Annotated in this window: 22 protein-coding genes and 1 pseudogene; 3 read left to right on the top strand and 20 right to left on the bottom strand. The window is 49.5% G+C overall.

The annotated features are described in order from the left end of the window. Positions 1 to 337 precede the first annotated feature (337 nt). From GKG36_RS13230 to GKG36_RS13185, 10 genes and pseudogenes are all read right to left on the bottom strand, one after another. A complete protein-coding gene (locus tag GKG36_RS13230) occupies positions 338 to 1126 on the bottom strand; it encodes a DUF975 family protein (protein ID WP_154261139.1) in 789 nt (262 codons plus the stop codon). Between the two features lie 191 nt (positions 1127 to 1317). Then, on the bottom strand, positions 1318 to 1653 hold the full coding sequence (locus tag GKG36_RS13225; RefSeq protein WP_154261137.1) for a hypothetical protein: 336 nt from the start codon (positions 1651 to 1653) through the stop codon (positions 1318 to 1320). 185 nt (positions 1654 to 1838) lie between these two features. Continuing rightward, on the bottom strand, positions 1839 to 2270 hold the full coding sequence (locus GKG36_RS13220; protein ID WP_005921183.1) for a hypothetical protein: 432 nt from the start codon (positions 2268 to 2270) through the stop codon (positions 1839 to 1841). Continuing rightward, positions 2260 to 3323 (bottom strand): annotated as a pseudogene (locus GKG36_RS13215) (FUSC family protein). Before GKG36_RS13215 ends, GKG36_RS13220 begins: the two are co-directional and overlap by 11 nt. A 33-nt stretch (positions 3324 to 3356) precedes the next feature. After that, positions 3357 to 4400 (bottom strand): HAMP domain-containing sensor histidine kinase, encoded by a 1044-nt coding sequence (locus GKG36_RS13210; protein ID WP_005929825.1) that lies wholly within the window; start codon positions 4398 to 4400, stop codon positions 3357 to 3359. Continuing rightward, positions 4400 to 5110 carry a response regulator transcription factor gene (locus tag GKG36_RS13205; protein WP_005946428.1) on the bottom strand — a complete coding sequence of 237 codons (711 nt, stop codon included), beginning with the start codon at positions 5108 to 5110 and terminating at the stop codon, positions 4400 to 4402. Before GKG36_RS13205 ends, GKG36_RS13210 begins: the two co-directional genes overlap by 1 nt. Beyond that, positions 5089 to 6522, bottom strand: a complete 1434-nt coding sequence (locus GKG36_RS13200) for a phospholipase D family protein (protein WP_097778740.1) — start codon at positions 6520 to 6522, stop codon at positions 5089 to 5091. The genes GKG36_RS13205 and GKG36_RS13200 overlap by 22 nt, the downstream gene beginning before the upstream one ends. A gap of 210 nt (positions 6523 to 6732) precedes the next feature. Next, positions 6733 to 8292: a cardiolipin synthase gene (gene cls / locus GKG36_RS13195; RefSeq protein ID WP_113992749.1), complete on the bottom strand. Its 1560-nt coding sequence runs from the start codon at positions 8290 to 8292 to the stop codon at positions 6733 to 6735. 381 nt (positions 8293 to 8673) lie between these two features. Beyond that, positions 8674 to 8877: a helix-turn-helix transcriptional regulator gene (locus GKG36_RS13190; RefSeq protein ID WP_243145089.1), complete on the bottom strand. Its 204-nt coding sequence runs from the start codon at positions 8875 to 8877 to the stop codon at positions 8674 to 8676. Between the two features lie 19 nt (positions 8878 to 8896). Next, on the bottom strand, positions 8897 to 9724 hold the full coding sequence (locus GKG36_RS13185; protein WP_243139105.1) for a S24 family peptidase: 828 nt from the start codon (positions 9722 to 9724) through the stop codon (positions 8897 to 8899). 449 nt (positions 9725 to 10173) lie between these two features. Between GKG36_RS13185 and GKG36_RS13175 the strand changes: the two genes are divergently transcribed. Then, positions 10174 to 11571 carry a site-specific integrase gene (locus GKG36_RS13175; protein WP_154261129.1) on the top strand — a complete coding sequence of 466 codons (1398 nt, stop codon included), beginning with the start codon at positions 10174 to 10176 and terminating at the stop codon, positions 11569 to 11571. A gap of 57 nt (positions 11572 to 11628) precedes the next feature. Here the strand turns inward: GKG36_RS13175 and GKG36_RS13170 are convergent, their stop codons facing one another. The 5 genes from GKG36_RS13170 to GKG36_RS13150 form a co-directional block, all read right to left on the bottom strand. Then, on the bottom strand, positions 11629 to 12033 hold the full coding sequence (locus GKG36_RS13170) for an AbrB/MazE/SpoVT family DNA-binding domain-containing protein (protein WP_015536742.1): 405 nt from the start codon (positions 12031 to 12033) through the stop codon (positions 11629 to 11631). Between the two features lie 758 nt (positions 12034 to 12791). Next, the gene (locus GKG36_RS13165) at positions 12792 to 14165 is read right to left on the bottom strand and encodes a sodium-dependent transporter (RefSeq protein WP_154261127.1); all 1374 of its coding nucleotides are present in this window, start codon (positions 14163 to 14165) and stop codon (positions 12792 to 12794) included. 159 nt (positions 14166 to 14324) lie between these two features. Then, positions 14325 to 15617 (bottom strand): TRAP transporter large permease, encoded by a 1293-nt coding sequence (locus GKG36_RS13160; protein WP_154261125.1) that lies wholly within the window; start codon positions 15615 to 15617, stop codon positions 14325 to 14327. A gap of 24 nt (positions 15618 to 15641) precedes the next feature. Next, positions 15642 to 16097: a TRAP transporter small permease subunit gene (locus GKG36_RS13155; RefSeq protein ID WP_097780928.1), complete on the bottom strand. Its 456-nt coding sequence runs from the start codon at positions 16095 to 16097 to the stop codon at positions 15642 to 15644. Between the two features lie 192 nt (positions 16098 to 16289). Continuing rightward, positions 16290 to 17390, bottom strand: a complete 1101-nt coding sequence (locus GKG36_RS13150; RefSeq protein ID WP_154255862.1) for a TRAP transporter substrate-binding protein — start codon at positions 17388 to 17390, stop codon at positions 16290 to 16292. A gap of 392 nt (positions 17391 to 17782) precedes the next feature. Here GKG36_RS13150 and GKG36_RS13145 point away from each other — a divergent pair, with 392 nt between their 5' ends. After that, positions 17783 to 18472, top strand: a complete 690-nt coding sequence (locus GKG36_RS13145; protein WP_044954305.1) for a GntR family transcriptional regulator — start codon at positions 17783 to 17785, stop codon at positions 18470 to 18472. 70 nt (positions 18473 to 18542) lie between these two features. On the opposite strand, the gene GKG36_RS13140 is transcribed toward GKG36_RS13145, so the two are convergent. From GKG36_RS13140 to GKG36_RS13120, 5 genes are all read right to left on the bottom strand, one after another. Further along, entirely contained in the window at positions 18543 to 20036 is a 1494-nt protein-coding gene (locus GKG36_RS13140) for a DUF1846 domain-containing protein (RefSeq protein WP_044954306.1), read from the bottom strand. 364 nt (positions 20037 to 20400) lie between these two features. Then, positions 20401 to 22326 carry a fructose-specific PTS transporter subunit EIIC gene (locus tag GKG36_RS13135; protein ID WP_154261123.1) on the bottom strand — a complete coding sequence of 642 codons (1926 nt, stop codon included), beginning with the start codon at positions 22324 to 22326 and terminating at the stop codon, positions 20401 to 20403. Between the two features lie 48 nt (positions 22327 to 22374). Continuing rightward, the gene (gene pfkB / locus GKG36_RS13130) at positions 22375 to 23280 is read right to left on the bottom strand and encodes a 1-phosphofructokinase (protein WP_154261121.1); all 906 of its coding nucleotides are present in this window, start codon (positions 23278 to 23280) and stop codon (positions 22375 to 22377) included. Beyond that, the gene (locus GKG36_RS13125) at positions 23277 to 24032 is read right to left on the bottom strand and encodes a DeoR/GlpR family DNA-binding transcription regulator (protein ID WP_154261119.1); all 756 of its coding nucleotides are present in this window, start codon (positions 24030 to 24032) and stop codon (positions 23277 to 23279) included. Before GKG36_RS13125 ends, pfkB begins: the two co-directional genes overlap by 4 nt. 263 nt (positions 24033 to 24295) lie before the next feature. Beyond that, complete coding sequence (locus tag GKG36_RS13120; protein ID WP_097780903.1) at positions 24296 to 25360, bottom strand: MqnA/MqnD/SBP family protein; 1065 nt, start codon at positions 25358 to 25360, stop codon at positions 24296 to 24298. Between the two features lie 218 nt (positions 25361 to 25578). Here GKG36_RS13120 and GKG36_RS13115 point away from each other — a divergent pair, with 218 nt between their 5' ends. Then, positions 25579 to 26259: a Crp/Fnr family transcriptional regulator gene (locus GKG36_RS13115; RefSeq protein ID WP_120081410.1), complete on the top strand. Its 681-nt coding sequence runs from the start codon at positions 25579 to 25581 to the stop codon at positions 26257 to 26259. The last annotated feature ends 56 nt before the right edge of the window (positions 26260 to 26315 follow it).

Below are 26315 nucleotides of genomic sequence, written 5' to 3'. Positions count from 1 at the left end.
TGGGCGACACCGTGGTGCCCTTTGAAGATCTGGTGGAAATCAGCGGGGAGGGCATCATGGAGATCGACCAATATCTCAGCATCTCCGAGTAAAAAAAACGCTGGGAGAAATCTCCCAGCGCAAGCAGCCCTAGTCGCGGTATCGATATGTACCAAGCCAAAGCGGACCCAGCACCCACAACCAAGGCAATGAAAACACTTTCGTTACTTTTAATACGATAAGGACCAGCGTTAAAGCAAATAAGAGGGTCGTTGTAATTATTTCGGAACGGTCAGGTTTCTTCTCCATACGCAGATCACCTCGAAAATCCGGTCACATCTGAGAAATAGCATAAAAGTCAGTATGCTTCATCCGGTTCGGTAGGTGCTGCGATAATATCGCGGTAGAAAGTGGCCCATGCAGCTTCCTCATAGGGACGTACAAAAAAGAAGCCAATGCTCAATGGAATTGTCAGCAGAAGAAAAAGAGAAATCGCCATAGCCTCTGAACCGGTGAAATATTTGAGAACCAGAAAACCCCCGGCATACAGTGGCAACGAACAGAGCAACTCCCAGCCAATGAAGCTGAAATCCAGACAGAACAGCCGCCATTTGTTGCCATTCATGATTCGCCGGGATTCTGTGATCGCTTCATTTGCAGTCAACGAAGGATGCTCGGACATGATGTAAGGTGTCATCGCATAGCTGTATGTTTTCACGATTCCCGGAATCACCAACAGCAGCGACCAGAGGGCGATGTACAGACCCTGCAGGAATTTCATGCAGAAGCCATCCCACAGACGGTCTTTCTGAGAGAACAAGTCCGAGATGGCAGCATCATTTCCATATACAAGGTTCAGATTAAAATGAGCATATCCCAGTTGAACTGCACCGCCCACGATCAGTTGGAGGATTGCCCACAGACCAATGCCGACAAGCAAAACAGCAAGCAGCCGACCGCCGTTTGGCTGGGCGAACAGGTTAAAATGAATGTCCTTTGCCTGATTGGAATTGGAAACGACACTGTTGGAACTGCTCACAATGGTAGCACCGAGCGCACTGGCGGCAATACCTGTCAGAACAGCAGTTTTCCATTTTCCGCGCAGAGCATCGCGAGCGAGCATACGATAGTCGGCAGATATTTTCATAGAAGCAACCTCCTGTCTGAAAATGGCAAGTATGTGTGAAAAGGAATATGATATGCCACTTTAATTTAGATACGTTTGAAACGCTGAAAAAATTGCAGCATGAATGAAAAAGAGGCTGTTGCACCGGCTTTTATCCGTGTGCAACAGCCCCTTCCTTTACTTCAGCAGCTTGTCCAGTTCATCATATTGCATTACTGGAGTTTTGCAAGGATTTCCTCAGCCGTCATACCGCTGGCCAGCAGCTTCTTCAGCACATCTTCTGCTTCGCCTTTCTTTGCTTCTTCCATTGCCTTTGCTTCGGCGGCAGCTTTTTTGCTTTCGGCTTTAGTAAGTTCCTTGGTGGCGGCTTTCAATTCTGCTTTCTTGGCTTTCAGCTGCGTCTTCAGATCATCGAGATTTGCAGTCAGCGCAGCAACCTCAGATTCGATTTTTTCCTTTTCGGCGGTCTTTTCTGCAACGACGGCTGCATAATCAACGTTGGCATTTACAATACGGGTCTTATTCTTGCTTCCCTTGGGTCTTGCCATAATAATTTCCTCCCATACAGTGAAATAATTTGATACTTACAAGTATATTCCAAATAGTCAGAATTGCAATAGGTAACCTGAGCTGTTTTCAACTGCTACTGTGCCACATCAGAAGGTAGGGCTTCATAATGGCAAGATACTTATCGCGTGCAGAACTTTCGTGCATATGCTTCTTGAGAATCCATCTAGTGAATACCGACACCCTCCATGATCTTTTCTATCCAATTTGTGGAAGAATCATTTTTCTCACTAAATGACCCCAAATAATGTGACGAACTCTCAACCTCTATTATTACACCATCCGGCATTCTGTATTTTTCTAAACTGAGATTCAAACCTTTAAGTGGGATTGTTCTAGCCAGTTGAGGGATAGAAACTGTATGGAGAATATCAATTTTTGATAAACCTCTATACGTTTCTGTCTTTTCGGCTTCACTTAGCAACCGTTCTGCATACTGATTTGAAATAACCTGTATGCGAAATTGTTCTTTTTCATCCTCGGTCATCTCAAGTGGAACGCCGTGCAATGTGTCTACAATATAGGACGAAATTTTAGCGAAGTGCTCGTCAAAATCAGTGGTATTCAAATTTTCTTCCTGATTCACTTCACTCTGCATGTACGGTCGCCTCACTTTCCTTTTTTTAGGCATAAACCAATAAAATATAACACAAAATGCTAAAGCAAACACAACACCAAAAACATTTTGACTCACTCTAAGACTAACCGCTCCTTGTAGTCCATATGTCTCTGCAGCAATGGCTAAAGCACCAAATGTGTTAAATACTGCCTGCCAGCCATATTGTGCTGAAAATCCTACACCGATTCCACCAAGAATTCCTATATATGCATAGATTGACGAAGGAAGCAGAAAATATAATACTGTAAAACATATAACACCTGCAATATTTCCGACAATCCTTTTACGGACTCTGTAGTGCATATCTTCCATAGACGGCAAAATCACGGACATGGCCGCAATACCAGCCCACATTGCACGTGGCATATTACAAAGTTCTGCAATGCAAAGGACAATCGGTACGCATAAAATCTGACATATCTGCCATTTTGTTCTGGAAGAAGTGATATCAAATTCTTGTATCAGATCTTTCAGATTTCTTTTATAAGTTCTGTTTTTATGATTTCGATAAAATACGAAGCAGGTAAGTGCTGCACCTAAAGCCATTCCGACTAATCGCATCTGATAGCTTTTTCCCGTAACATCATAACCATATAGCAGCAGATACCCAAGAACCAATGTAGATTGATTAAACATGGATGGATTATGGCATCCGAACAGAATCAACACAGCCAGTGCCGCAATATTTAACAGCATTCCCAATACCGGTGAAAACTGATTTGCTAAATGCGGACATACAGTCATAATTACAAAGAACAAAGCCAAAAGCATCGTAGATTGTCCGGTGTGGATCCCCAGATCCGCATTCCTAAACACCATGAGACATAATAAGACTACTACACCTACAATGCTGTTCTCATTTCCAAATAGGATGCTGAAAATACTAACAAAGAAAAAACAAAATGCCATTGTAGCAGCTATCTTCACCAGATATACCCACATATGATATAATTTTTCTTTTAGTGTTTCACTCTTTTTCAACAGGTTTTTAGAACCCGCCTGATTTAACTGCAACTCCTGATAAAATGTCATATAAATTCTCCCATCTTCTAATTTATCTTAAAACTAGATAATCTCATCTTTCTGCTTTGGCAGCTCTATAACAAATCTGCATCCACCATATTCACGGTTTTCTGCTTTGATTGTTCCTCCGGCACTATCTACAATCCGTTTTACAAGTGCAAGACCTAGGCCATTTCCTTCTGCTTTATGAGATCCATCTACCTGATAGAACTTGTCAAATATTCTGGATTTTACATCATCCTCTATTCCTGGTCCTTCATCTTCCAGAATGAACTTAACAGAATCCTGTTCTTGTTTCAGAAACATCGTAATTGTCCCCTTTGAAGGGCTGAACTTAATCGCATTATCTAAAAGATTTATCCAGATATGCATAAAAAGTCCTTCATTCGCAGTATATTTAACTTCCTCCAATTCTACCTGAAAACCAATTTCTTTTTCTGTCCATTTTGTTTCCAATGAAAGAACTGCCTGGCGGATCTGTTCATCCAGACGATATTCTGTTTTTTTCATTGGTATATTCTGATTCTCTAACTTGGATAACAGCAAAATATTACCAACCAATCCGGAAAGTCTTTGGGTGTTAAATAAGATTTTTTCTACATATTCCTCTTGATCCGGAGACAGTTCTTCTCCCTGAAGCAGCATTGTATATCCTTCAATGGCATTAATCGGGGTCTTAAACTCATGAGAAACATCAGATACAAAATCCATCTGCAGCACCTCTGTTGCACGAAGTTCTTTTGTCATAACGTTAAAACTTTGATAAGATTCTCCAACTTCTGCTATACGGCTGTTCGTTTCCAAATGCTGTTCAAAATCTCCCCGAGAAACTTCCTTCATTGCTTTACTAAGTCTTGTAATTGGTTCCAGTAACTTTGCATTAATAAAGGAAGTGATCAGCCCTGCAATCAATGTATTGAAAATCAAAAGCCAGCCAAGCACAGGTATGCTGCCCGGCAGATTAAAAAAATGATTCAAAAAAGCAAATAATAACGCAGATATGACTGTTGAAAATACAAGTGCCAGCCAGATTGCACCAGTCAGACAGGATCGGATCCGCAATCCTTTTTCTTTCTTTTGTTCCATTATTTTTTCACCACCTTGTATCCAATTCCACGCATTGTTACGATTTCAAAATCAGGGTTATCTTTCAAACGCTCCCTGATTCTTCCTATATGTACCTCTATCGTATGTGGGTCTGCCTCCGTCTCGTATCCCCATACTTCATCCATCAACTGTTGTTTTGTAAATATTCTGCCTGGCGAAGCTGCAAGCTTATATAAAAGCAGGAATTCTTTTTTAGGCAAAACAAGACTTTCCTTATCAGTTGTAACCGTCATTGCATCATAATCAAACTCTGTTGAACCGATCACAATTTTGTGTTCATTCAGTATCTGTGCACGGCGAAGCAGTGCTCCGACTCTTAAAACCATTTCATTCACATTTACCGGTTTTACCATATAATCGTCACTTCCCGAAAGAAATCCCTGGCGCATATCATCAAAGGAACCTTTCGCAGTGATCATAAGTACAGGTATCTGATATCCTGCTGAACGGAGTTCCGACACCAGTTCATAACCATCCATAACCGGCATCATAATATCAGAAATGATCAGATCAATATATTCCTTAACCAATACTTCTAATGCCTGTGCTCCATCCGATGCACTTTTGACTTGATATCCATTCTTCTCAAGCACTTTTTGGAATAGCTGGCTTAATTCTTTATCATCTTCTACAATCAATATTTGAAACACGTTTTCCTTCCTCCTTATTAAAACAGATACCTTGCCCATCCAAGCAGATGCTGTACCAAAAATATTTTTCTCTGACGTTTCTTTGTTAATTCGATTGGCTCTACATGATATGGATCACGATAGGTTCCATCTTCCAATACCTGGCGGGACACTCTTTCATAGTCCATCATGCCCTCTTCCAACTGTTTATTAATATCTTTACTGCGAATTACAAGCATCAGTTCCGTATCCAGATATGCACTTCTCATGTCCATATTAAAGGAACCGATTACAGACAGATCATCGTCAATCAGAATACTTTTTCCGTGGTATGAATAACCGCCTTCATATTCCCAGATATTAATTCCTGTACTTAAGATTCTATTTCTGTTTTTCGCATAATCGGCAGCCCCAAATGGATTCCCATTATTCGCAACTGAATTTGTCATGATAGAAAAATCTGAAACGTTCTCTGCAATCTCCTCCCATGTATTATACATCATATCATTACAGATAATATATGGCGTGTGGATCTTCACACGATTTTTTGCATTTTTCATCAATTCTCCCAACTGATACCACACTACTGGTTCTTTGGAACCTGTGTGAATAGGATTTGACACTAATGCAATCTTTTCTGTCTCAAAAGTTTCGTCCGTGTAATCGGTATCGCAGATTCTTTCCTTATTCTCTTCAAAATATTTCTGATAGCCGTTCTGCAGCTCTAAAACTGCGTTCTTTACAGATTTTCTATTTGCCAGTTTTTTATTGTCATGAAAATAATCACTGTCTTCTTGTTCCCATATCGTTTCAAAATACTCTAACAACTGGTTAACTGAATTTTCTTTTTCAGGTTCATCGCAAACCACCAACACGTCTCTGTCATAGTTTTTATGTCCCGGAAAATCACCCAGAAAATAATTGTATGTATTTCTTCCCCCAAGAATATATCTCTTTCCATCTGCAATCAAATATTTATCATGCATTCTACCCATTATTTTCCACGGTTTCAACGGATTGGCCTTATTATACAGTTTAATTTCAACATTCTCATGGGAAGATAATCCATAGAAATACGGATTTCCTTCCATATCAATCCAGCTCTCCATTCCGTCTACTAACAGACGAATATGTACACCTCTGTCTGCCGCATCATGCAGTGCTCCTAAGATCAATTTTCCACTTTCATCGGATTGAAATGCAAAAGTAGAAAGAATAATTTCCTTTTTTGCATTCTTGATCAAACGCACTCTTTGTAAAAGCGCTTCTGGATTCTTTTCTATGATTACTGCCCGTTCTGTATTTTCACTGCATTCGTTCCATGACCCATTTTTTGTTTCTTTTTTGGTTGTATTGGACACTTCCGGCTGCTTTTTATATGCAACGCAGATTCCGAGCAATTCATAAAAAGCCACACATAAAAAAATTGCCAGTATAACAAGAAGGATTTTACATATTTTATGCTTTTTCATTGTACATCACTTGATTCCCTTTTATTTCTTATTCTTATTCATTAGCAATACAATACAATAGAAAACTCAATTTAACCTCAACAAGGTTTGTTTTTTCATCCATGCAAAATCTTCTTTGTACAACAGACTGTTAGATATAGCAAAAACGGCCTTTCAAAAACAGTTGACTTCTAAATCAACTGTTTTTTGAAAGGTCGTATCATCAGATTCTTATAGCAATCCAGCAAATAATCTCATAAATAATTGTCCCAGTCGCAAATATGCACTTCGTCCGGTTTGATATTGGTCTGTCACATCACGACATTCTCCCATCGTTCTTATCAGATCATTTTTTATTTCCACAACTGCCTGACAATCTGCCATAAAACAGCCGTTTTCAAAATGGTGATATAAACTTCGATAATCCAAATTAATTGTTCCACAAGTTGCCATACAGTCATCTGCCACACTCATTTTTGCATGACAGAAACCAGGAGTCCACTCATAAACACGAACACCATGTTTAACTAATCCATGATAAAAAGAACGAGTTACACTATAAATGAATTTTTTATCAGGGATACCAGGTGTGATAATTCTTACGTCTACCCCTCGCTTAGCAGCCAGACATAACGCATGCGTCATTTCATCTGTTATGATTAGATATGGAGTCATAAACCAACAATATTTTTCAGCTTTATTTATCATACTGATATAAACTTCTTCTCCGACCTGCTCATTATCCATAGGACTGTCTGCATAAGGCTGAACAAAACCTGTTTGCTGTGCTTTATAATCGTAATGAATAATGTATTTACTAAAATCAGTATCATTCGTAGCTTTTTCACTAACAGCATTCCACATTTCTAAAAATGTCACTGTAAGCGACTGAACAGCATCTCCTTCTAAACGAATACCTGTATCTTTCCACTGTCCATACGGGTGTGTGTAATTAAAATATTCGTTTGCTAGATTATATCCACCTGTAAATCCGACTTTTCCATCAATAACTGTTATTTTTCTATGATCACGATTGTTCAAAAACAGATTTAAACCTGGCATAAACGGATTGAATACACGGCAATGAATTCCTATTGTCTCCATTTTTTTCACAAAATCTGTGTTAATAAAGCCTATAGAACCCATATCATCGTAGAATACTCTAACTTCCACACCGGCTTTTACTCGCTCTTCCAGAACATCTTGAATCTTATGCCATGCTTCAGCGTCTTCTATCGCATGATATTCCATAAAGATAAACTTTTGTGCTTTCTCCAAATCCTTAAGCTGTGCCTCTAATCCTTTCACTGCTTCATCAAAATACACAATATCCGTATTCTGATAGATTGGATACTGCGAATTTCTTTGTATGTAACTTGCTATATTTCCTGCTTTCGGAATTGTTTCTTTTATTCTGCTCAAACACTCCTGACTGTCCGGAAGCATTGGTAACAATTTGCTATCAATTTCTGCATACCGCTCACGCATTTTATGTGTGCCACCATTCAAACCAATCAACAAATACAGGCCTACACCCATAATTGGGAAAATTAGAATTAAGATGACCCAAGGCATTTTCATAGAGGATGTCTTATTTGATGCGTACAATCCCAAGACCAAGATCCCACTCAAAATCCTTGTAAATAAATTTATGACTTCTGCATATTCATTCAAGCGTGTTACGATAGTAATAATAAAAATCACTTCCAGAAGAATGCAGATTATGGAAAAACACAGCCGTTTTACCCCATTTTTTGTTTTTGCTTTGCCCTCTAAAGTATCTTGTTTCATATATATTCCGCCTTCCTACTTGCTCAGTTTTCTCCCTAAATTTCGTGGAACATACTAATTTTGTCTTTTATTCTCTGCATTTCATTACACCGGACTGGATAAGTTTGGTGCGGATGTCTTCATACAGTGAAATAATTTGATACTTACAAGTATATTCCAAATAGTCAGAATTGCAATAGGTAACCTGAGCTGTTTTCAACTGCTAATGCAAATCTTATTCGGTATGCCCGAAGATCGTCGCAAATGTATTCCTTCAATGGTAACAATCATGGAGATTAGTGTTTATCTGGAGATTACCAAAGGATAAATAGAAGCAGTATTAAAGCCGTTCACCACGCAGATTTTCCAGCGTGGCGAACGGCTTTTTTGCTGCCCCTATATTTACAGGTATGAGGAATCGAAGAAGTCTTTTAATGTAATTCCTAAACCCTGACAAATTTTTTCAATCGTCTCTACGCTTAACTGCCCTCCCCGACGGGCAGTTGTTTGAATCGTGGAATACGCTATTCCGCATTTCTTTGCCAACACACACAGATTCATATCACGCGCTTGCATCAAATCCTGAACACGCTTGATCGTATCCACGAAAACTCCTCCCATCTTTTTAGTTCAAAACTTTTCCAACAACCTCGAATCTTTGCTCTGGAGATATAAGGATCGGTGAATATTTGGTGTTAAGAGAAACTAAAACCGGTTGGTTATGCACCACGCCATAGCTGTCGGTAAAAAACTCTGCTTGGGACTTATCTGGGGTATGTTCATCGTATTTTTTCAGATATCCACAGTCATCATATACGAATATCCCGATATCCCCGCATTCAAGTTCTTCGCAGTGCTTCACCCATACGATTTGTCCGTCATGATAACGCGGCTCCATACTATCGCCACTAACGTATATCCCGAACTCAGCCCCTGCCGGAACGCTACTGGCAGGCACCTGTATCTGTTGAAACATTTCACCTTCAAGAAAAGCTCCTAGACCTGCCGATACTGGCAACTCTGATACTGGCATCATTATGCAGTCGATTTTCGCAGGCTCTTCTGTGCCTGGCTGGTAGCGCCGAGATGCAATCAAGTCCATTTCGTACTCAGCGACTTTTTTTTGCCCGATGGCATTTAGAAGGGCGGGTTTCTGAAAGGTCTTTGTAAAGTAGGAAGGTCCTTCCTTGATGTTCAATGCGTGGCAGATTGCAACCAGTTGGTAGATGCTGGGAGTGGTGTATCCTTTTTCCCATTTACTGATTCCCTTGTCACTGACATCGACGCCATAGTGGCGGAGAAGTTCGGAGAAAGTCACAAGTGAATAGCCATTCCTTTTTCGTACAGCTGCGAGAATCAGGCCAACCTCATTACTATCCCTTGCGGCGACTGCATCATAGCACACCGTAGATGGGGCTATGTGCATTTTGGTGAGCGCAGTTTTCTTTTTCATAGCAAGAACACTCCTTTGTGATCCGGTAGCTCTATTATAGTATAGAAAAGATAAGAAATCAACAAGAAATCTCCAAAATGGCGACAAATGCGTAATTGACATCTCCATAAAGTGGGTATATAATCGAATCAAATCCGCAAATAACAGCTTTTTGGTGTTGATTCTGGACCGAAATCGTGTATATTTGGCGTTTTTGAGAGGTGATAATATGAGAAAAGAAAATTTAAGATGCCCGATGTGCGGAACCATGAACTATGATGTAGATCTTGATGCAACCGACGGCTGGACAAAATGCCGTCTGTGCAAAGCAGTAACCTGCTCTATGGATGAGTGGAAAAAGCATACAGTGTCCGTTCCTCTGTTAAACGAAAAGCAGCTCGTGGCACGCAGTATGATTCGCAAGTAATACACGCTGCATTCTGATAAATCTGCAAAAAGGAGGAATTCTGATGTGTGGTGATTACAACCTTCGCCGTGAGAAAAGATACGTCGAAGTGGATACCTACAAACACACTAATGGAACGCTAAAGCAGAAATGGGAAACCTTTACCGACCTTGCAGATGCCAAAAACCGTAAGAAAGAGGTCGAATACAAAGAATCCGTCGGTACCTTTGTGGCACCCCAGTGCCGAACTCTAAAAGACCTGCTTAAAGAATACGTCACCCTGTACGGAAGAACCAAATGGGCACTTTCAACCTATCAATCAAACACTGCACTGATTTCAAACTACATAGAACCGCTTATCGGCTCAATGAAGCTGCAAGATCTCACCACCCGCGTAATTGAGGGATATTATCAGCGGCTGCTTAAATACGAAGCCGTTGACCCTATGTGTGGAAAGCGTCAGCATCAATACGTTTCTCCCGGCACGGTTCGTTCGGTTCACAAAATTTTGAGAAGTGCCTTTGAGCAGGCTGTAAAGTGGGAACTTATGGAAAAGAATCCCTGTATTTATGCCACCTTGCCCAAATACACTGCAAAGAAGCGTGATATCTGGACTGCCGAGACCCTGTTCCATGCCTTAGAAGTCTGTGATGATCCACGGCTCCGGCTCTGCATCAACCTCTCCTTCTCTTGTTCTCTGCGCCTTGGCGAACTGCTCGGTTTGACTTGGGATTGCGTGGATATCTCTCCTGAAAGCATCGAAGCCGGGCGAGCCTCCATTTACATAAATAAGGAATTGCAGCGTGTAGACATTGCTTCGCTAAACGCCTTGGAAAACAAAAATGTCATCACTCGTTTTCCCTCGCTGAGTTCCCGCTGTACCACGGTTCAGGTTCTGAAAAGCCCCAAAACAGACAGCAGTATCCGAACCATCTTTCTCCCCAAAACAGTTGCTGAGATGCTTGTCCAATATAAAGCCGAGCAAGACATGACAAGGGATGCACTGGGCACAGAGTACGCTGACTATAATCTTGTGGTCGCCGGCCCGCTGGGAATGCCGACCGAACAATCCACCATCAACGGTGCATTGAAGCAGCTGATTGAGAAAAACAATCTCCCCAAAGTGGTTTTCCACAGCTTCCGACACTCCAGCATTACATACAAGCTCAAGCTGAACGGCGGCGATATCAAAGCCGTGCAGGGCGATTCCGGTCATGCACAGGCTTCGATGGTCACCGAGCAGTACGCACACATTCTGGATGATGATCGGCGTTTGAACGCACAACGATTCGACGATTTCTTCTATCAGCATCATGGTGCAGAGCCTGAAGCCCTCCCTCGCGCAGAGCAAGCCGCTCCCAAAGCCAGCCCAGTCGATACAGATGCGGCAGCAGCTCTTGCCAAACTGCTGGCTGACCCCTCTATGGCTACACTCATTAAAAATCTTGCAAAGAACCTATAAACCTCTATACATAAGCAGCGGCAGTTTTCCGTATATGGAAAACTGCCGCTATCTGTTTTAGGATGATCCCGTTTCTTTGTGTTTTTTCGCCTTAGCTTCCTCTATGTCCATCTTCAGCTGATGTGTAAGCTGTTTTACATAATCGAGTGAAACTTCATAGCCTTCTGCGATTTTTTCTGCCGGCATCCCATCAAGGATACGGGAGATCACAATGTTCTGAGTGGCTTGTTTTCTCGACTCTGCAATCATTTCCTCAATAGAGGGGCAATGTTTATTATGCATCCAATTCAAGTAATCCAAGCGTTCAGCTTCTATCCGCGATAGAAGCCTGACTGCATAGAAATTGTCATCTACCTCGAAGCGAACTTCCTCTCCGGGTTTGACTTCAAGTTTTTCCAGAACCGCATCTGGGAGTTTTACAGTTCCATCTTCACCGACTACAATATTAAATTTCTTTTCCATCGCACACTCCTAAAATCACGCAAAGTTCCTTGCATCCAGTGCCTTTACTCCCGTAAGAATACCATAAGCCCCTTCCTTTTACAAGACAATGCGCATTTCCATTCGCACTGTTACATAGACCAGAGTTTTCTCGCAGAAAGCTCTGGTCTTTTTCTATTGAAAACATTTGTCCATCACACCAGCTACGGCTGTATGGTCTGGTTCACGAATGCTAAACAAGCAAATATCCGTAGGGAAACGTACACTTCCCAGCTAATGAAAGGTGGGCATTTTACAATGAACCTTCCACTTTTCATTAGCTCTGCTAATTTTCTGCTAATGAAAAGCCTTTTACTCGTTTTATTTCGGGGTTTGTGTTCTTTACTCAGATTGACAGCGTAACAAAAAATCAATTGATAAAACGTTACTTGTTTTACCTACTTTTGCCTAGGATTTATGGCTTCAGCCCCTACTCCTAAGCCTGAGGCCCCCGGTTCGAATCCGGGCGGGGACGCCATTTTAAGAAAATGCGAAGGTCATTTTTCCATGTGAAAGACGATCTTCGCATTTTTCATTTTGAACCTATCACCAAAATTAGCCAGCGAATGCCATTAGCAGAATTTTCGGTTCCAGCTAATAAAATCAGGCTTCCAGCTAATTGAGGCCAAAATCGCCGTTTTCTATGCTTTATGCAACTTCACAGCATAAGAAAACCTTTTGGACATACAAAAAAGCGCAGAAGGCTTCCTTTGAGAAACACCTTCTGCGCTTTTTTGTTTTTACATTGCGATCCAGCCCAGAGCATTTGCCACAGAGCTGATCAGGATAATGGCCGCAAAGATGGGGCACAGATACTGGATCATGAAGTTGAAGATCTTTTTACGGCGGAAGGGCTTGCCGCCCAGCGTCACCTCTTCTTCGATCTTCTGCACGCCGATCACGCGGGACACCAGCAGGCAGATAGCAATGGCTGCAATGGGCATCATGACAGAGTTGGTGAGGAAATCGAAGAAATCCAGAAACTGCATTCCGAACACCGTCACGCCCGCCAGCGGGCCATAGCCCAGTGCCGAAAGGCTACCCAGCGCCACCATGATCAGGCCGATCAGTGCCGTTGCGCGCTCGCGGCTCCAGCCCAGCTCGTCCTCAAAGGTGGAGACAGCGCTCTCTGTCAGGGCAATGGAGCTGGTCACGGCTGCAAACAGCACCAGCAAAAAGAACAGGATGCCCACCACATGGCCAAAGCCCATGCTCTCGAACACCTTGGGGATGGTAATGAACATCAGCGCCGGGCCGGCCTGCAGGGTGTCCGGGTCGCCGCCGGAGAAGGAGAACACCGCCGGAATGATCATCAGGCCCGCCATGATGGCAATGGCCGTGTCAAACACCTCCACGTTCTCGGTGGATTCCTCAATGGAGACCTCCTTCTTCATATAGGAGCCAAAGGTGACCAGAATGCCCATAGCGATGGACAGCGAATAGAACATCTGGCCCATGGCCGTGACCACCGTCATCCAGGAAAAGTTTGCCACGTTCGGCACCAGAAAATATCTGACGCCGGCCAGTGCACCCGGGCGCGTGACCGAATAGCCCGCAATGACCACCGAAAGCACCACCAGCACCGGCATCATCACCTTGGAAACACGCTCCACGCCGTTGCGCACACCGGCAAAGATGATGGCCAGCGTAAAGGCCGTGAAGATCAGAAAGCACACCTCTGCCGACAGTCCGCTGGAAATGAAATTGGAAAAATAACCGTCCTGCGAAAGCTCACTGCCATGGCCGCTGATATACTCCGACAGATAGCGGATGACCCAGCCGCCGATGACCGAATAGTACGGCACGATCAGAATAGGGATGACCGCATTGATCCAGCCGCCGAACCGCAGGCCGCCCTTTTTGCCAAAAGCTCCAAAGGCACCCACCGGGCTTTTGTGGGTCATGCGGCCCAGTGCCGTTTCGGCCACGATCATCGTGTAGCCAAAGGTGACGGCCAGCACGATGTACACCAGCAGAAAAATGCCGCCGCCGTATTTCGCGGCGAGGTACGGAAACCGCCAGATGTTGCCCAGACCCACCGAAGCGCCTGCGGCCGACAGCACAAAGCCGATCTTGCCGGAAAAGGCGCTGCGCTTTTGTTTTTGCGTATCCATGATTTAATTCCTCTTTTCCTATATTCCTATACACAAGTGGCCTTAGTGTACCATATCTGTCCGTCAAATACAACAGTCCCGCCTGTTTGCGTACAAAAAACAAACAGCGCCCCGCAAGGGAGCGCTGCCTGTTTTTTATAAGAGGTATACGCGTTGAGCTCAGAAGATGCTGTAGCCCAGCAGCTGCGGCAGGGCGGTAGTAAGCGGGCCCCACAGGCTGATGGAGACCAGGACGATCACATTGCAGATCACGTAGGGCGCTGCACCCTTGAAGATCTCGATGATGGGCATACGGTTGATCTTGTTGCAGGCGTTCAGGCACATGCCGACCGGCGGAGTGACCAGACCAATGGCCAGACCGGTGATCATCATGGCACCGAACTGCAGCGGCGAGAAGCCGTACTGCACCATGACCGGCAGCAGGATGGGGGTGAGCAGCAGGATGGCCGGGCTGACGTCGATGAAGGTGCCGATCATCAGGATCAGCACATCAAAGATCAGTGCAATGGCCCATGCGGGCATGTTCAGGGACATGAAGAAGGCACCCACCGTCTGCGGCACCTTCTGCATGGTCAGCACCCATGTAAAGATGGTGGTAAAGCCGATGATGAGCATGATGGAGGAAGAAGAGATCAGGGTCTTTTTCAAAGCCTCCCAGACACCCCTCCATGTCAGCTCCTTGTAGACGAAGAAGCCCACCAGCATGGAATACAGCACGGCCACACCGGCACTTTCGGATGCAGTGCACACGCCGAAGGAAACGCAGATGATGATGAACAGCGGCATGATGAGGGCCGGAATGCCGGAAAGCAGGCTCTTGGCGGCGCGCTTGCCGTCAAACTTGACCTTTTCCGGATGCCAGCCCTTCTTGGCGCTGATGATGTACACCAGCACCAGCTGGGTCAGACCGATCAGGATGCCGGGCACGGCACCTGCCACGAACAGCGCACCCACCGATGCACCGGAGATCATGGAGTAAACGATCATGGGGGTGGAGGGCGGGATGATCATGCCCATGGTAGAGGATGCCACCGTGATACCGGCAGAAGCTTCCGGCGGGTAGCCTTCCTTCTCCATGGCGGGGATCAGGATGGAACCCAGAGCCGAGGTATCGGCCACAGAGGAACCGGAAATACCGCCAAAGATCATGGAAGCCACAATGTTCACTTCGCCCAGACCACCGCGGATGGGCCGCAGCAGCTCCATGCAGAAGTTGATGATGCGCTGGGTGATGCCGCCGGTGTTCATCAGTTCGCCAGCCAGCATGAACAGCGGCATGGCGATCATCAACTCACTGTAGGCACCGTTCCACACGCGCTGCGGCAGCATGGTAGTAAAGGTAGGTGCATAGATCAGGATGTAGGTCACACAGGAAGCGCCGATGGCGAAAGCCAGCGGGATGCCCAGCGCGGCAAAGAAGATCAGCAGCACCAGAAGGATGAGCATTGCCATAGTTGTGTATTCTCCCCTTTCCGCTTATGCGTCGTCACGGCTCAGCGCCTGATTCTTGGGCGCAAAGTAGGAAATATCGGCCTTGTACAGGGTGATGATCTTGATCACGACGCAGATGGCACAGATGATGCCGCACACCGGCATGATGCCGTACATATACATCATGGGAATCTCCATGCCCTGACTGATCTGCTTACCGGCAACGCCCACATACTTGAAGCCCTGATAGGTGAACACCAGCACCACGGCCAGCACGATGAGGTAATTGATGATAGCCAGCCAGCGCTTGCGGGCAGGCTTGACACCGTCGTAAAGGATGTCGATCATGACGTGCTCGTCCTTGATCACGTTGATGCCCATGCCCCAGAAAGTGGTAAAGGCAAACAGGGTGGTGTTGAACTCTGCCAGCTGCTTCCAGCTCAGGGAGAAGCAGTAGCGCGCAATAACGGTAAAGATCACAAGAGCTGCCAGCAGTGCCATGGCGATCACGCCGATGGTAAAGTATATGTCAAACAGCTTCTTGCCGATTTTTTTCAGCTTTTCGATGGTGCTCAGCCCCTTTCGGTTATTTTACAACTTTTTCCATTGGCCTGTTACAGCAGAGGGCAGCCCGCAGGCTGCCCTCTCGCCTTTACCGTAACATGGCCGTTTTTTGCCTTTGGTCGTTTCTGCTTATGCCTTTGCGACGATATCCTGCATCTCCTTGATCTCGTCGGCAGTGCAGATGCCCTCGGTGACACACTGGTCGTACACGGACTGCACAGCGGTCTGGAAGGCCTTCAGCTCATCGGCAGAGGGCTCGTAGACTTCGCAGCCGGAATCCACGATGGTCTGCTTTGCGGCGCTGGAGTTCTTGTCGATCAGCTCGTCGTTGTACTCGCCCATCTTGGTGGCGCACTCGGTAATGATATCGCGGTACTCCTCGGGTAGGCCGTTCCACCATGCTGCGTTCACATAGAAGGGGTCCGGATGGAACTGGTAGTTGACCTCGGTGAAGTACTTCTGCACTTCATAGAACTTCATGCCCTCCACGTTGACCCAAGGGTTCTCCTGACCGTCTGCAACGCCGGTCTTCAGGCCCATGTACAGGTCAGAGTACGGGATGGTGGTGGTGGTAGCACCCATTGCCTGGAAGGTCATGTCAATGGTCTTCATGCCGTTGGTGCGCATCTTCAGGCCCTTTAGGTCTGCGGGAGCCTTGATGGGGTGCTTGGAGTTGGAGAACTGGCGGTAGCCGCCTGCATCGCACAGGTTAATGATGACGGTGCCCGTCTCGCCTTCGGCCTCAGCGCACACCTTCTGTGCCAGATCGCTCTGTAGCAGAGCCGTGACCTGCGCACGGGTGTTGGTCAGGAAGGGCAGGGTGAACATCAGCAGACGGGGGCTGAAGTCGAACTGACCGCCGCGCATGCCCTGCACGGTGCCGGCCACGACCTGCTCCAGCATCTCCTTCTCGGTGCCCAGCTGGCCGTTGCCGTAAACCTCGATCTTCACATGGCCGTTGGTGGCCTCTGCCACATCGGCGGCAAACTGCTCCATGGAAACAAAGCGGGGGTTGCCTTCGGGCTGTGCATGACCCACGGTCATGGTGAAGTCGCCCAGAGATGCAAACTTGTCCTCACCGGCTGCTGCGGCACTTGCTGCAGTGCTGGTGGATGCTGCGCCGGAAGCAGCCGGAGTGGATGCACCGGAACCGCCGCAGGCTGCCAGAGCACCTGCAGCTGCCATTGCACCAGACACCTTCAGGAAATTGCGACGAGAGACCTTTTTCATAATCTTCTTCCTCCTTGTTTCAGGGGTGCCTTTTTGCCTTATACGCTAGCAAAGTTTTTGGTGACCCCTGTATACAGCATTTTCATTGCACGCTAATCGTAACAGAAAATTCACATCCGCACAAAAGCCAAACTTCACCAACTTCGTAAAGTTTCTTTGTGCATAACTAACAATCTTATCCGTTTCTCGTGGAAACTGTTACAATCCGGCGACACTATTTGGTTCATTTTCATCTGATATATCAATTTTTGTCAGATATGATAAATTTCGGAGCTTTTCCTATACTTGTATACAGGCTATTGTATACTTCATTCTCATGCGTTGACAATCTCTTTTTGGCAGGCTAAAATAGAAATATCTTATCATCAACTATGTAAATGGAGTGTGAGCACATGGCTGAACAGCTGCATCCGGAGGACATCTACCAGACGCTGGAATATGAGATCGTCACGCTGAAGATCAAGCCCGGAGAGACCATCAGCGAAAATCAGCTGTGCAAACGGTTCGGCATTTCGCGCACACCGGTGCGCGCTGCCCTGCAGCGGCTGGAACAGAACGGCTTTGTGCAGATCATTCCCTGCAAGGGCACCATCGTCACCCCCATCAATCTGGATATCGTGGATCAGATCGTGTACCAGCGCACAGCCGTTGAAAGCACGGTGCTGCGCGATTTCATTCAGGTCTGTTCGCCCAAAGAGTACATCGAAATCAAGCACAAATATGACCTGCTGGAAGAGATGGCCCAGACCATGACCGACCCGGACAATGTGGATATCAATGCCTTCCTGACGCTGGATCTGGAAATGCACGCCATCTGGTTTTGCAGCATGAACAAGTGGTATATCTGGCAGAACCTGACAAAGCCGCAGCCGGATTATTCCCGCTTTACCCGTCTGGATGTGGTGCGGGCCAACAATGTGCCGGATGTGCTGAGCGAGCACCGGGAAATTTTGCGTGTGATCCGGGAAAAAGATCTGGATGCCATTGAACCGCTGATCCGGCGGCACCTGTACGGCGGCCTGCGCCGCATGGGCACCCAGCTGTACGCAGAAAAGTACAGACCTTATTTTACCGGCATCTGAACCAATAAAAAACAGGCGCATCCGCCAGCCTTTCGGCCTTTGGATGCGCCTGTTTTGTTTTTTGTATAATTTACTGCTTGTGGTACTTGCGGTCCTCTTCCTCGTAAACAGGGTCACAGGTCAGGTACATTCCCAGCCGGTTCAGGGTGCTGGTATCCACACCCGAAAGCAGCACGGTGGAGTGCACATCACAGCCCTTGAGGTTGGGCAGCTGATGCATGGCCGCTGCAGCCTGCTCGTTGGAAGCAGCCGAGCTGGAAAGCGCGATCAGGATCTCGTCGGTGTGCAGGCGGGGATTCTTGCCGCCCAGATAGTTGGTCTTGAGGGTCTGGATGGGCTCAATGGAAGCCGCACTCACAAGGTCGGTCTCCTGCGGGATACCGGCCAGCACCTTGAGAGCATTCATCAGAGCAGATGCTGCTGCACCCAGCAGCGGACCGGTCTTGCCGGTAACAACGGTGCCGTCCGGCAGCTCAATGGCGGCAGCAGGGGCCCCGCCGGTGCTCTCGCTGCGGGCATGAGCCTGCTTTTCCACTTCGCGCTGGCCCACGGTCAGGTCGGCCTGATTCATCAGCAGTTCCAGCTTGTAGCGCTCGGTCTCCTTGACCGTGCCGGTGATCTTCTGCTCACACAGGCACTTGAAGTAGCGGCGCAGGATCTCCTTGCGGGAGGCTTCGCGGCAGACCGCATCGTCCACGATGCAGTTGCCTGCCATGTTCACGCCCATGTCCGTGGGGGACTTATACGGGCTTTTGCCAGCGATCAGCTCAAACATGGCGTTCACCACCGGGAAGATCTCAATATCGCGGTTGTAGTTGACGGTGGTCACGCCGTAGGCTTCCAGATGGAACGGGTCGATCATGTTCACATCGTTCAGGTCGGCTGTAGCAGCCTCGTAGGCCAGATTCACCGGGTGCTTGAGGGGAATGTTCCAGATGGGGAAAGTCTCGAACTTGGCGTAACCGGCCTTCACGCCGCGCTTGTACTCATGGTACAGCTGGGAAAGGCAGGTGGCCATTTTGCCGCTTCCGGGGCCGGGGGCCGTGATGACCACCAGCGGGCGCTGGGTCTCGATGTAATCGTTCTTGCCGTAGCCCTCGTCGCTGACGATGCGGGCCACATCGTTGGGATAGCCGGGAATTTTGTAGTGGCGGAAGGTGCGGATGCCCAGACTGTTCAGCCGCTTTTCAAAGGCCTCCACCTCCGGTGCAGCGGCGTACTTGGTCACGCACACGCTGCCCACATACAGGCCTACTTCCTGGAAGGCATCGATCAGGCGCAGCACATCCAGATCGTAGGTGATGCCGTAGTCGCCGCGGATCTTGTTGCTGATGATGTCCTCGGCGCTGATAACGATGACCACCTCGGCCTGATCCTTCAGCTGCAGCAGCATCTGCAGCTTGGAATCGGGCTGGAAGCCCGGCAGTACGCGGGACGCGTGGTAATCATCGAACAGCTTGCCGCCGAATTCCAGATAGAGCTTGTTGTCGAATTTCTTGATGCGCTCGCGGATATGTTCTGACTGCATCGAGAGATATTTGTCGTTGTCAAATCCAATTTTCATCGTTCGTTTCCTTTTTCCTCTTTGCTGTGCCCGGCACACCGCACCGGAACTTTTCCATAACAGAAACAGTATACCACACTCAAAAACCGGGTGCAATCCAAAAGGGCGGCTGCAAAGCTTTTTCCAGCAAATGCGGTGTTTCGCGCTGTTCTTTGCTGCATTTTTTGTGAAAATGGTTCTTGCCGCGTTTTTGACAGCGGGTGTATCATGTTATATCTGATTGGATTGGAAGTCGTGGGCGGTTACTTTTTCTTTTTATCCTTCTGATCCTTCGCGCGATCCTGCGTAATACAGCAAGCCCCCGGGTCTCCCCGGAGGCTTGCTGTAGCTTTATGAAGTATCTCGAATATGGAGTGAATGGCGTTTATTCTGCGTCGGTACGGTTTTTCTTGAGCAGGCTCAGGATCACAGCACCCAGCACGCTGCCCACAGCCAGCGCCACACAGTACAGAGCGGTATGGTCCACGACTGGGAACACGAAGATGCCGCCGTGCGGTGCACGCAGAGCGCAGCCGAAAGTCATGGAGAGCGCACCGGCCACCGCTGCACCGGCCACGCAGCTGGGCAGGACGCGCAGCGGATCTGCTGCTGCATAAGGGATCGCGCCCTCGGTGACGAAGCACAGGCCCATGACGTAGTTCACGATGCCGTTGCGGCGCTCGTCGGCAGTCCACTTCTTGGGGCAGAAGGTGGTGGACAGGGCGATGGCGATGGGAGGAACCATGCCGCCCACCATGACAGCGGCCATCACCTCATAGTTGCCGGAGGCAAGGGCTGCCGTGCCAAAGACGTAAGCTGCTTTGTTGAACGGGCCACCCATATCAATGCTCATCATACCGGCCACGATGGCACCCAGCAGCACCTTGGAGGTGCCGCCCATGGCGTTCAGGCAATCGGTCATGGCAGTGTTGATCATGCCCATGACCGGGTTGATGCCGCACATCACCGCGCCGAGGATGAGCATACCGCCCAGCGGGTAGATGAGCATGGGACGGATGCCATTCAGGCTGGCAGGCAGCTTTTCGGTGATCTTTTTCAGCAGCTCGACGATGTAGCCTGCAGCAAAACCGGCCAGCAGTGCAGCAAGGAAGCCGCCGGAAACACCGGTGGTCTCACCCGCTGCAATGCCTGCAAAGTTGGTGCCGTTCATGGCCAGCACACCGCCCACAAAACCGACCGCCAGACCCGGACGGTCCGCGATGGACATGGCGATGAAGGCAGACAGGATGGGCAGCATGTAACCGAAGGCTGCGCTGCCCACCGTCTTAAAGAAGGCAGCGACCGGGGTGTTCATGCCAAAGTTGGAGGGATCGATGGTGTAATCGTCCAGCAGGAACGCCAGTGCGATCATGATGCCGCCGCCCACCACGAAGGGCAGCATGTGGGAGACACCGTTCATCAGGTTCTTGTACAGAGCGCGGCCAAAGCTGTCCTTGCCGGAAGCATCCTCGGCGGCCTGTGCGCCGCCCTCGGCGTGGTAAACAGGCACCTCGCCGTGCACGATCTTCTTGATGAGCTCCTCCGGCTTGTGGATGCCATCGTCCACCCGGGTGAACAGCACCGGCTTGCCGTCGAAGCGGGCGGTCTCCACCTTCTTTTCTGCTGCCACGATGATGCCGTCGCAGTTTGCGATCTCTTCTCTGGTGAGGATGTTCTTTGCTCCATCCGAGCCATTGGTCTCCACCTTGGTGGGCAGACCCAGCTTGTCACCGGCCTTGGTCAGGGCTTCCGCTGCCATATAGGTGTGGGCGATGCCGTTGACGCAGGCGGTCACGGCCAGAATGCGGTAGCCGCTCTGGGGGATCTCCTGCTGGGTGAAGCTCTCCGCGCCGAACTGAGCCTCCTCCTGTGCATCGATGCAGTCAAGGAACTCTGCCGGGGTCTTTGCGGCCTTCAGCTTTTCTACAAAGTCCTCGTTCATCAGCATCTGCATCATACGGGCCAGCATGTCCACATGCAGGCTGCCGTTTTCCGGAGCCGCAATGGCAAACAGCAGGTCGGTGGTACCGTCGTCCTCGGCATTGTACTGCACAGGGCTGCTCAGCCGCAGCGCCGCCAGACTGGGCCGGGTGACTACATTGGTCTTGGCGTGGGGCACCGTGATGCCGTTGTCCACATAGGTGGAGCCCTCCGCCTCACGGGCATAAAGGGCCTTTTTGTAGGCTTCCTTATCCGTGATGTTGCCATGGGTGGCCTGCAGCTCCACCAGACGGCTGATGATCTGCTCCTGATCGGTCAGAGCCTCATCCAGTGCGATGGACTGCGCGGTGAATAATTCCGTAATACGCATGATTTTTCTCCCTTCCTGTATAACTGCAACCCTCTCCGTCACAGAGGGTCAGATTTCCTTCATCAGTTCGTCGATTTTTTCTTTGGTGGCAAGACCCAGACTGAACGCGGTGGCACTGCCGCAGGCTGTGCCCAGACGCAGTGCAAAGGAATAGCTCCGGGTCTGCATCCAGCCAGCCACAAAGCCGGCCACCATGCTGTCGCCTGCGCCCACGCTGTTTACGACCTTGCCCTTGGGGCAGCCGATGCGGTGCACCTCGCCATTTTCGTCCACCAGCAGGGCACCGTCGCCCGCCATGCTTACCAGCACGTTGCGAGCGCCCTTTTGCTGTAGGGTGCGGGCCGCAGCAATGATCTCTTCGTCCGTAGTCAGCACCCTGCCCACGATCTCGCCCAGCTCGTGGTTATTGGGCTTGATGAGGAAGGGGTGGTACTGCAGCACGTTCACCAGCAGGTCGCGGGTGGCATCCACCACAGCACGCACGCCCCTGCCCTGCAGCCGGGCCAGCAGCCGCTCGTAGGTATCCTGCGAAAGGCTTGCCGGGATGCTGCCCGCCAGAATGAGGATATCATCCTCGTTCAGGCTGTCCAGCTTCTTTTCCAGCTCCTGCATGGCGCTCTCCGGAATGTCGGGGCCCGCGCCGTTCAGCTCGGTCTCCTGCCCTGCCTTGATCTTGACATTGATGCGGGTCATGCCCTGTTCCAGATGCACAAAATCGGTCTTTAAGCCCTGTGCAGCAAGACCGCGTTCCAGCCATGCGCCGGTCTCACCGGCCACAAAGCCCAGCGCCACGCTCTCGCAGCCCAGCTGTGCCAGCACACCGGACACATTGATGCCCTTGCCGCCCAGCACGCAGTCCTCGCCTTTGGCGCGGTTCACCTCGCCTACTTCCAGCGGTGCATTCAAACGCACCACATAGTCAATGGCCGGGTTGAATGTTACGGTATAAATCATACTTCCGTCTCCTTTACCAGCGTGAATTGTTTGTATTTGGGGTTGGGGCAGCGGTTGGTGAGAATGGCACCGCCCTGCAGGTCGGCAATGACTGCCGGGTAGATGCGGGAAAACTTGGCATCATCCACAAGGAACCAGGCTTCCCGTGCACGGTGCACTGCCGCTGCTTTCACGGCAGCTTCCTCGGGGTCCGGCGTGGTAAAACCGGCATCCAGCGCCACACCGTTGGCACCCATGAACGCCTTGGTAAAATTGTAGCGCTGCAGGCTGGTGACTGTGGGTGCACCTACAATGGCTTCGGTCTCGGGCCGCAGCAGTCCTCCGGGCAGATACACCCGGCAGCCCTTTCGGGCCAGTGCCCGGGCATGGGCCACGCCGTTGGTCACATAGCTGGCTTTGAGGGCATCCCCCGCCAGTGCACGCACCAGCTCCAGCGTGGTGGAGCCTGCATCGATGAACACAAAATCATCGGCGTTGATGAGCTGCGCCGCCGCCTGCGCGATGCTGCGCTTCTGCTCCACAGCCTGCGACTCCTTGGCCTCCATGGTGGGTTCATCCGCCAGAAAACGGCTGTCCGGCAGGGTGGCACCGCCGTGCACCTTGTTCAGCTTGCCCAGCCGGTCCAGTTCGGTCAGGTCGCGCCGGATGGTGGATTCGCTGGTGTTCAGCGCCTCGCACAGTTCCTGCACTGTCACGGTGCGCTTGCGGTTCAGCTGTTCCATGATCAGGCTGAAGCGTTCTTCTGCCAGCATCGGCATCCTCTCCTTTGGTTTGATCTTATCTTTGACGGTTTATGACCGTTTGTGCGTTGTTTTGGTTGATTTCATCTTTATTATAGCAAATGCAGCGCCAAAATCAATCGTTTTCAGTCAATTTCATTCATTTCCGTTCACAAAAAATTGTCTTTAAATTTGTGCAGGGAGCACAAAAGCTGGGATACAAGCATTTTGTGCAAACAAAAAAGCCGCCGTGCGTACCAATCGCACAGCGGCCGGAGAGATGGCTTATTGAGGAATCACTCGGCAGTCCAGTAGAAATCGTCGCCGGGCATTGCGCCGCCCACTGCCTTGGGGTCGGCATCAAACAGCACCTGCAGATAAGCGGATGCGTTGGTCTTGAGCTCGTCGCCGGTCAGGCAGACGATGTTGCAGTTGGGCAGGGCCTTCTTGGCAATGGCAGCCTTGGCCACAACACCCTGCTCCTCGCACAGAGCGGCAGTGCCGTCCAGATCGGTGTTGGCAGCTTCCACGCTCTTGGCGTAGTCGGTAAGGAATGCGGCCACAACATCCGGGTGTTCCTCGGCATACTCCTTGCGCACCACGGTCACGCCGGTAATGAGCTGGGTATCCGCAACCTTGTTCCATTCCTCGGTCAGGTCGAGGGCCACACGCAGGGTGTCGTCCTGCAGGCCGGCTGCAGTCACATAGGGCTGGGGCAGAACTGCAATGGCATCCTCGGTATTGGCCATCTGGGCCGTGACCTCGGTGGCCTCGCTGTAGTATTCAATGGTCACGTCCTTGTCCGGGTCGATGCCGTTGGCGTTCAGAAGATAGCGCAGCACGTACTCCGGCGTGGTGCCCTTGCCGGTGGACAGGATGGTACGGCCTGCAAGGTCTGCCATGGACTGGATCGTATCGCCGCCTTTTTCCACTACGTACAGCACGCCCAGCGTGTTGACGGCCACAGCCTGAATGCCGCCCTCCGTCTTCTGATACAGGGTGGCGGCCAGATTTGCCGGGATGGCAGCCATGTCCAGCTCGCCCTTCATCAGCAGCGGCACGATCTCATCGGCAGCGCCGTAAAGCTGCAGGTCGTAATCCATGGAAGCGGTGCCATCCTCTTCCATGCTCAGCAGGTTGACAAGGCCCATGGTGGTGGGGCCTTTCAGGCCGGCAATGCGCAGAGCATCGGTGGTGGACAGTTCCTTGGCTTCCTCACTGGAAGCGGCTTCCGAAGCAGCCTCGGGGACAGCTTCGCTGGAAGCTGCACTGGATGCAACAGAGCTGGATGCCGCACCGCCGCAGGCGGCAAGGCTCAGCACAAGGGCCAGAGCCAGCAGCATGGATGTCAGTTTTTTCATGCGGGGTTCCCTCTTTCCTCACAAGACCGCGCCATTTTGTGCCTGAAAATTTTGCACAGAACCATGGGTCGGTCTTTTCATATTTTTTACAAGGCAAATTTGCAAAATCATTTGCTTTGCGGGTCTAAGTTTACTATAATAGAGTCAAAAATACCGTTGCGTGTGCAACGGAATTGCAGGAGGGCTGTGGGAAGCCGGATCTTTCCCACGGAATTGTGATGAAAAACTTTCTTCCGCTGTTATGCTCCACCTCTTTATTCAATGGTCTGACCCCTGAAGAGCTGCAGACCCTGCTGGCTCAGCTGGGTGCCGTTATGCGCAGCTATGGCAAAGGCGAAGCGCTTGTTCTGGCGGGCGAACCCAACCGCAGGGTGGGCATCGTACTGTCCGGTGAGCTGGAAGCCTACCGTCCCGGGCCGCAGGGTGCGCGCATTCCCATCACTCACATGGAACCGGGCGGCGTGTTCGGCGATGTGCTGAGCGGTTCCAGTCTGGCAAGCCCGGTCACGGTGATGGCTTCGGTGCCCTGCGAGGTGCTGCTGATTCCCTACGAGCGGCTGCTGCTTTCGGATGGCAGTCCGGCGCACCAGCAGACATTGCGCAATCTGGTGCGCACCATCAGCGATAAATATTTTTCCCTCTCCCGCCGCATCGACCTGCTGGTGCTCAAAAGCCTACGGGCCAAAGTGTGCGCCTATCTGCTCAGTGAAGCCGAGCGGGCTGGCAGCCTGACCTTCAGCATCCCGTTCTCCCGCATCCAGCTGGCAGATTACCTGAACTGCGACCGCAGCGCCCTCAGCCGCGAGCTGAGTCAGATGCAGCGGGACGGCCTGCTGGACACCTACAAAAGCAGCTTCAAGCTGCTGGAGCCTGCGGTACTGAAGCAAATGGTGCAGTGACCATTTGAATAGCCGCCGTGTGCGCTTTGGCTGTATTCAGCTGAAATTTTATTTTT

The organism is Faecalibacterium sp. BIOML-A1, from assembly GCF_009679715.1.
GTDB lineage: Bacteria > Bacillota > Clostridia > Oscillospirales > Ruminococcaceae > Faecalibacterium > Faecalibacterium taiwanense.
The sequence above is the reverse complement of the archived record's forward strand: the minus strand, read 5'-3'. Positions and strand labels throughout refer to the sequence as shown.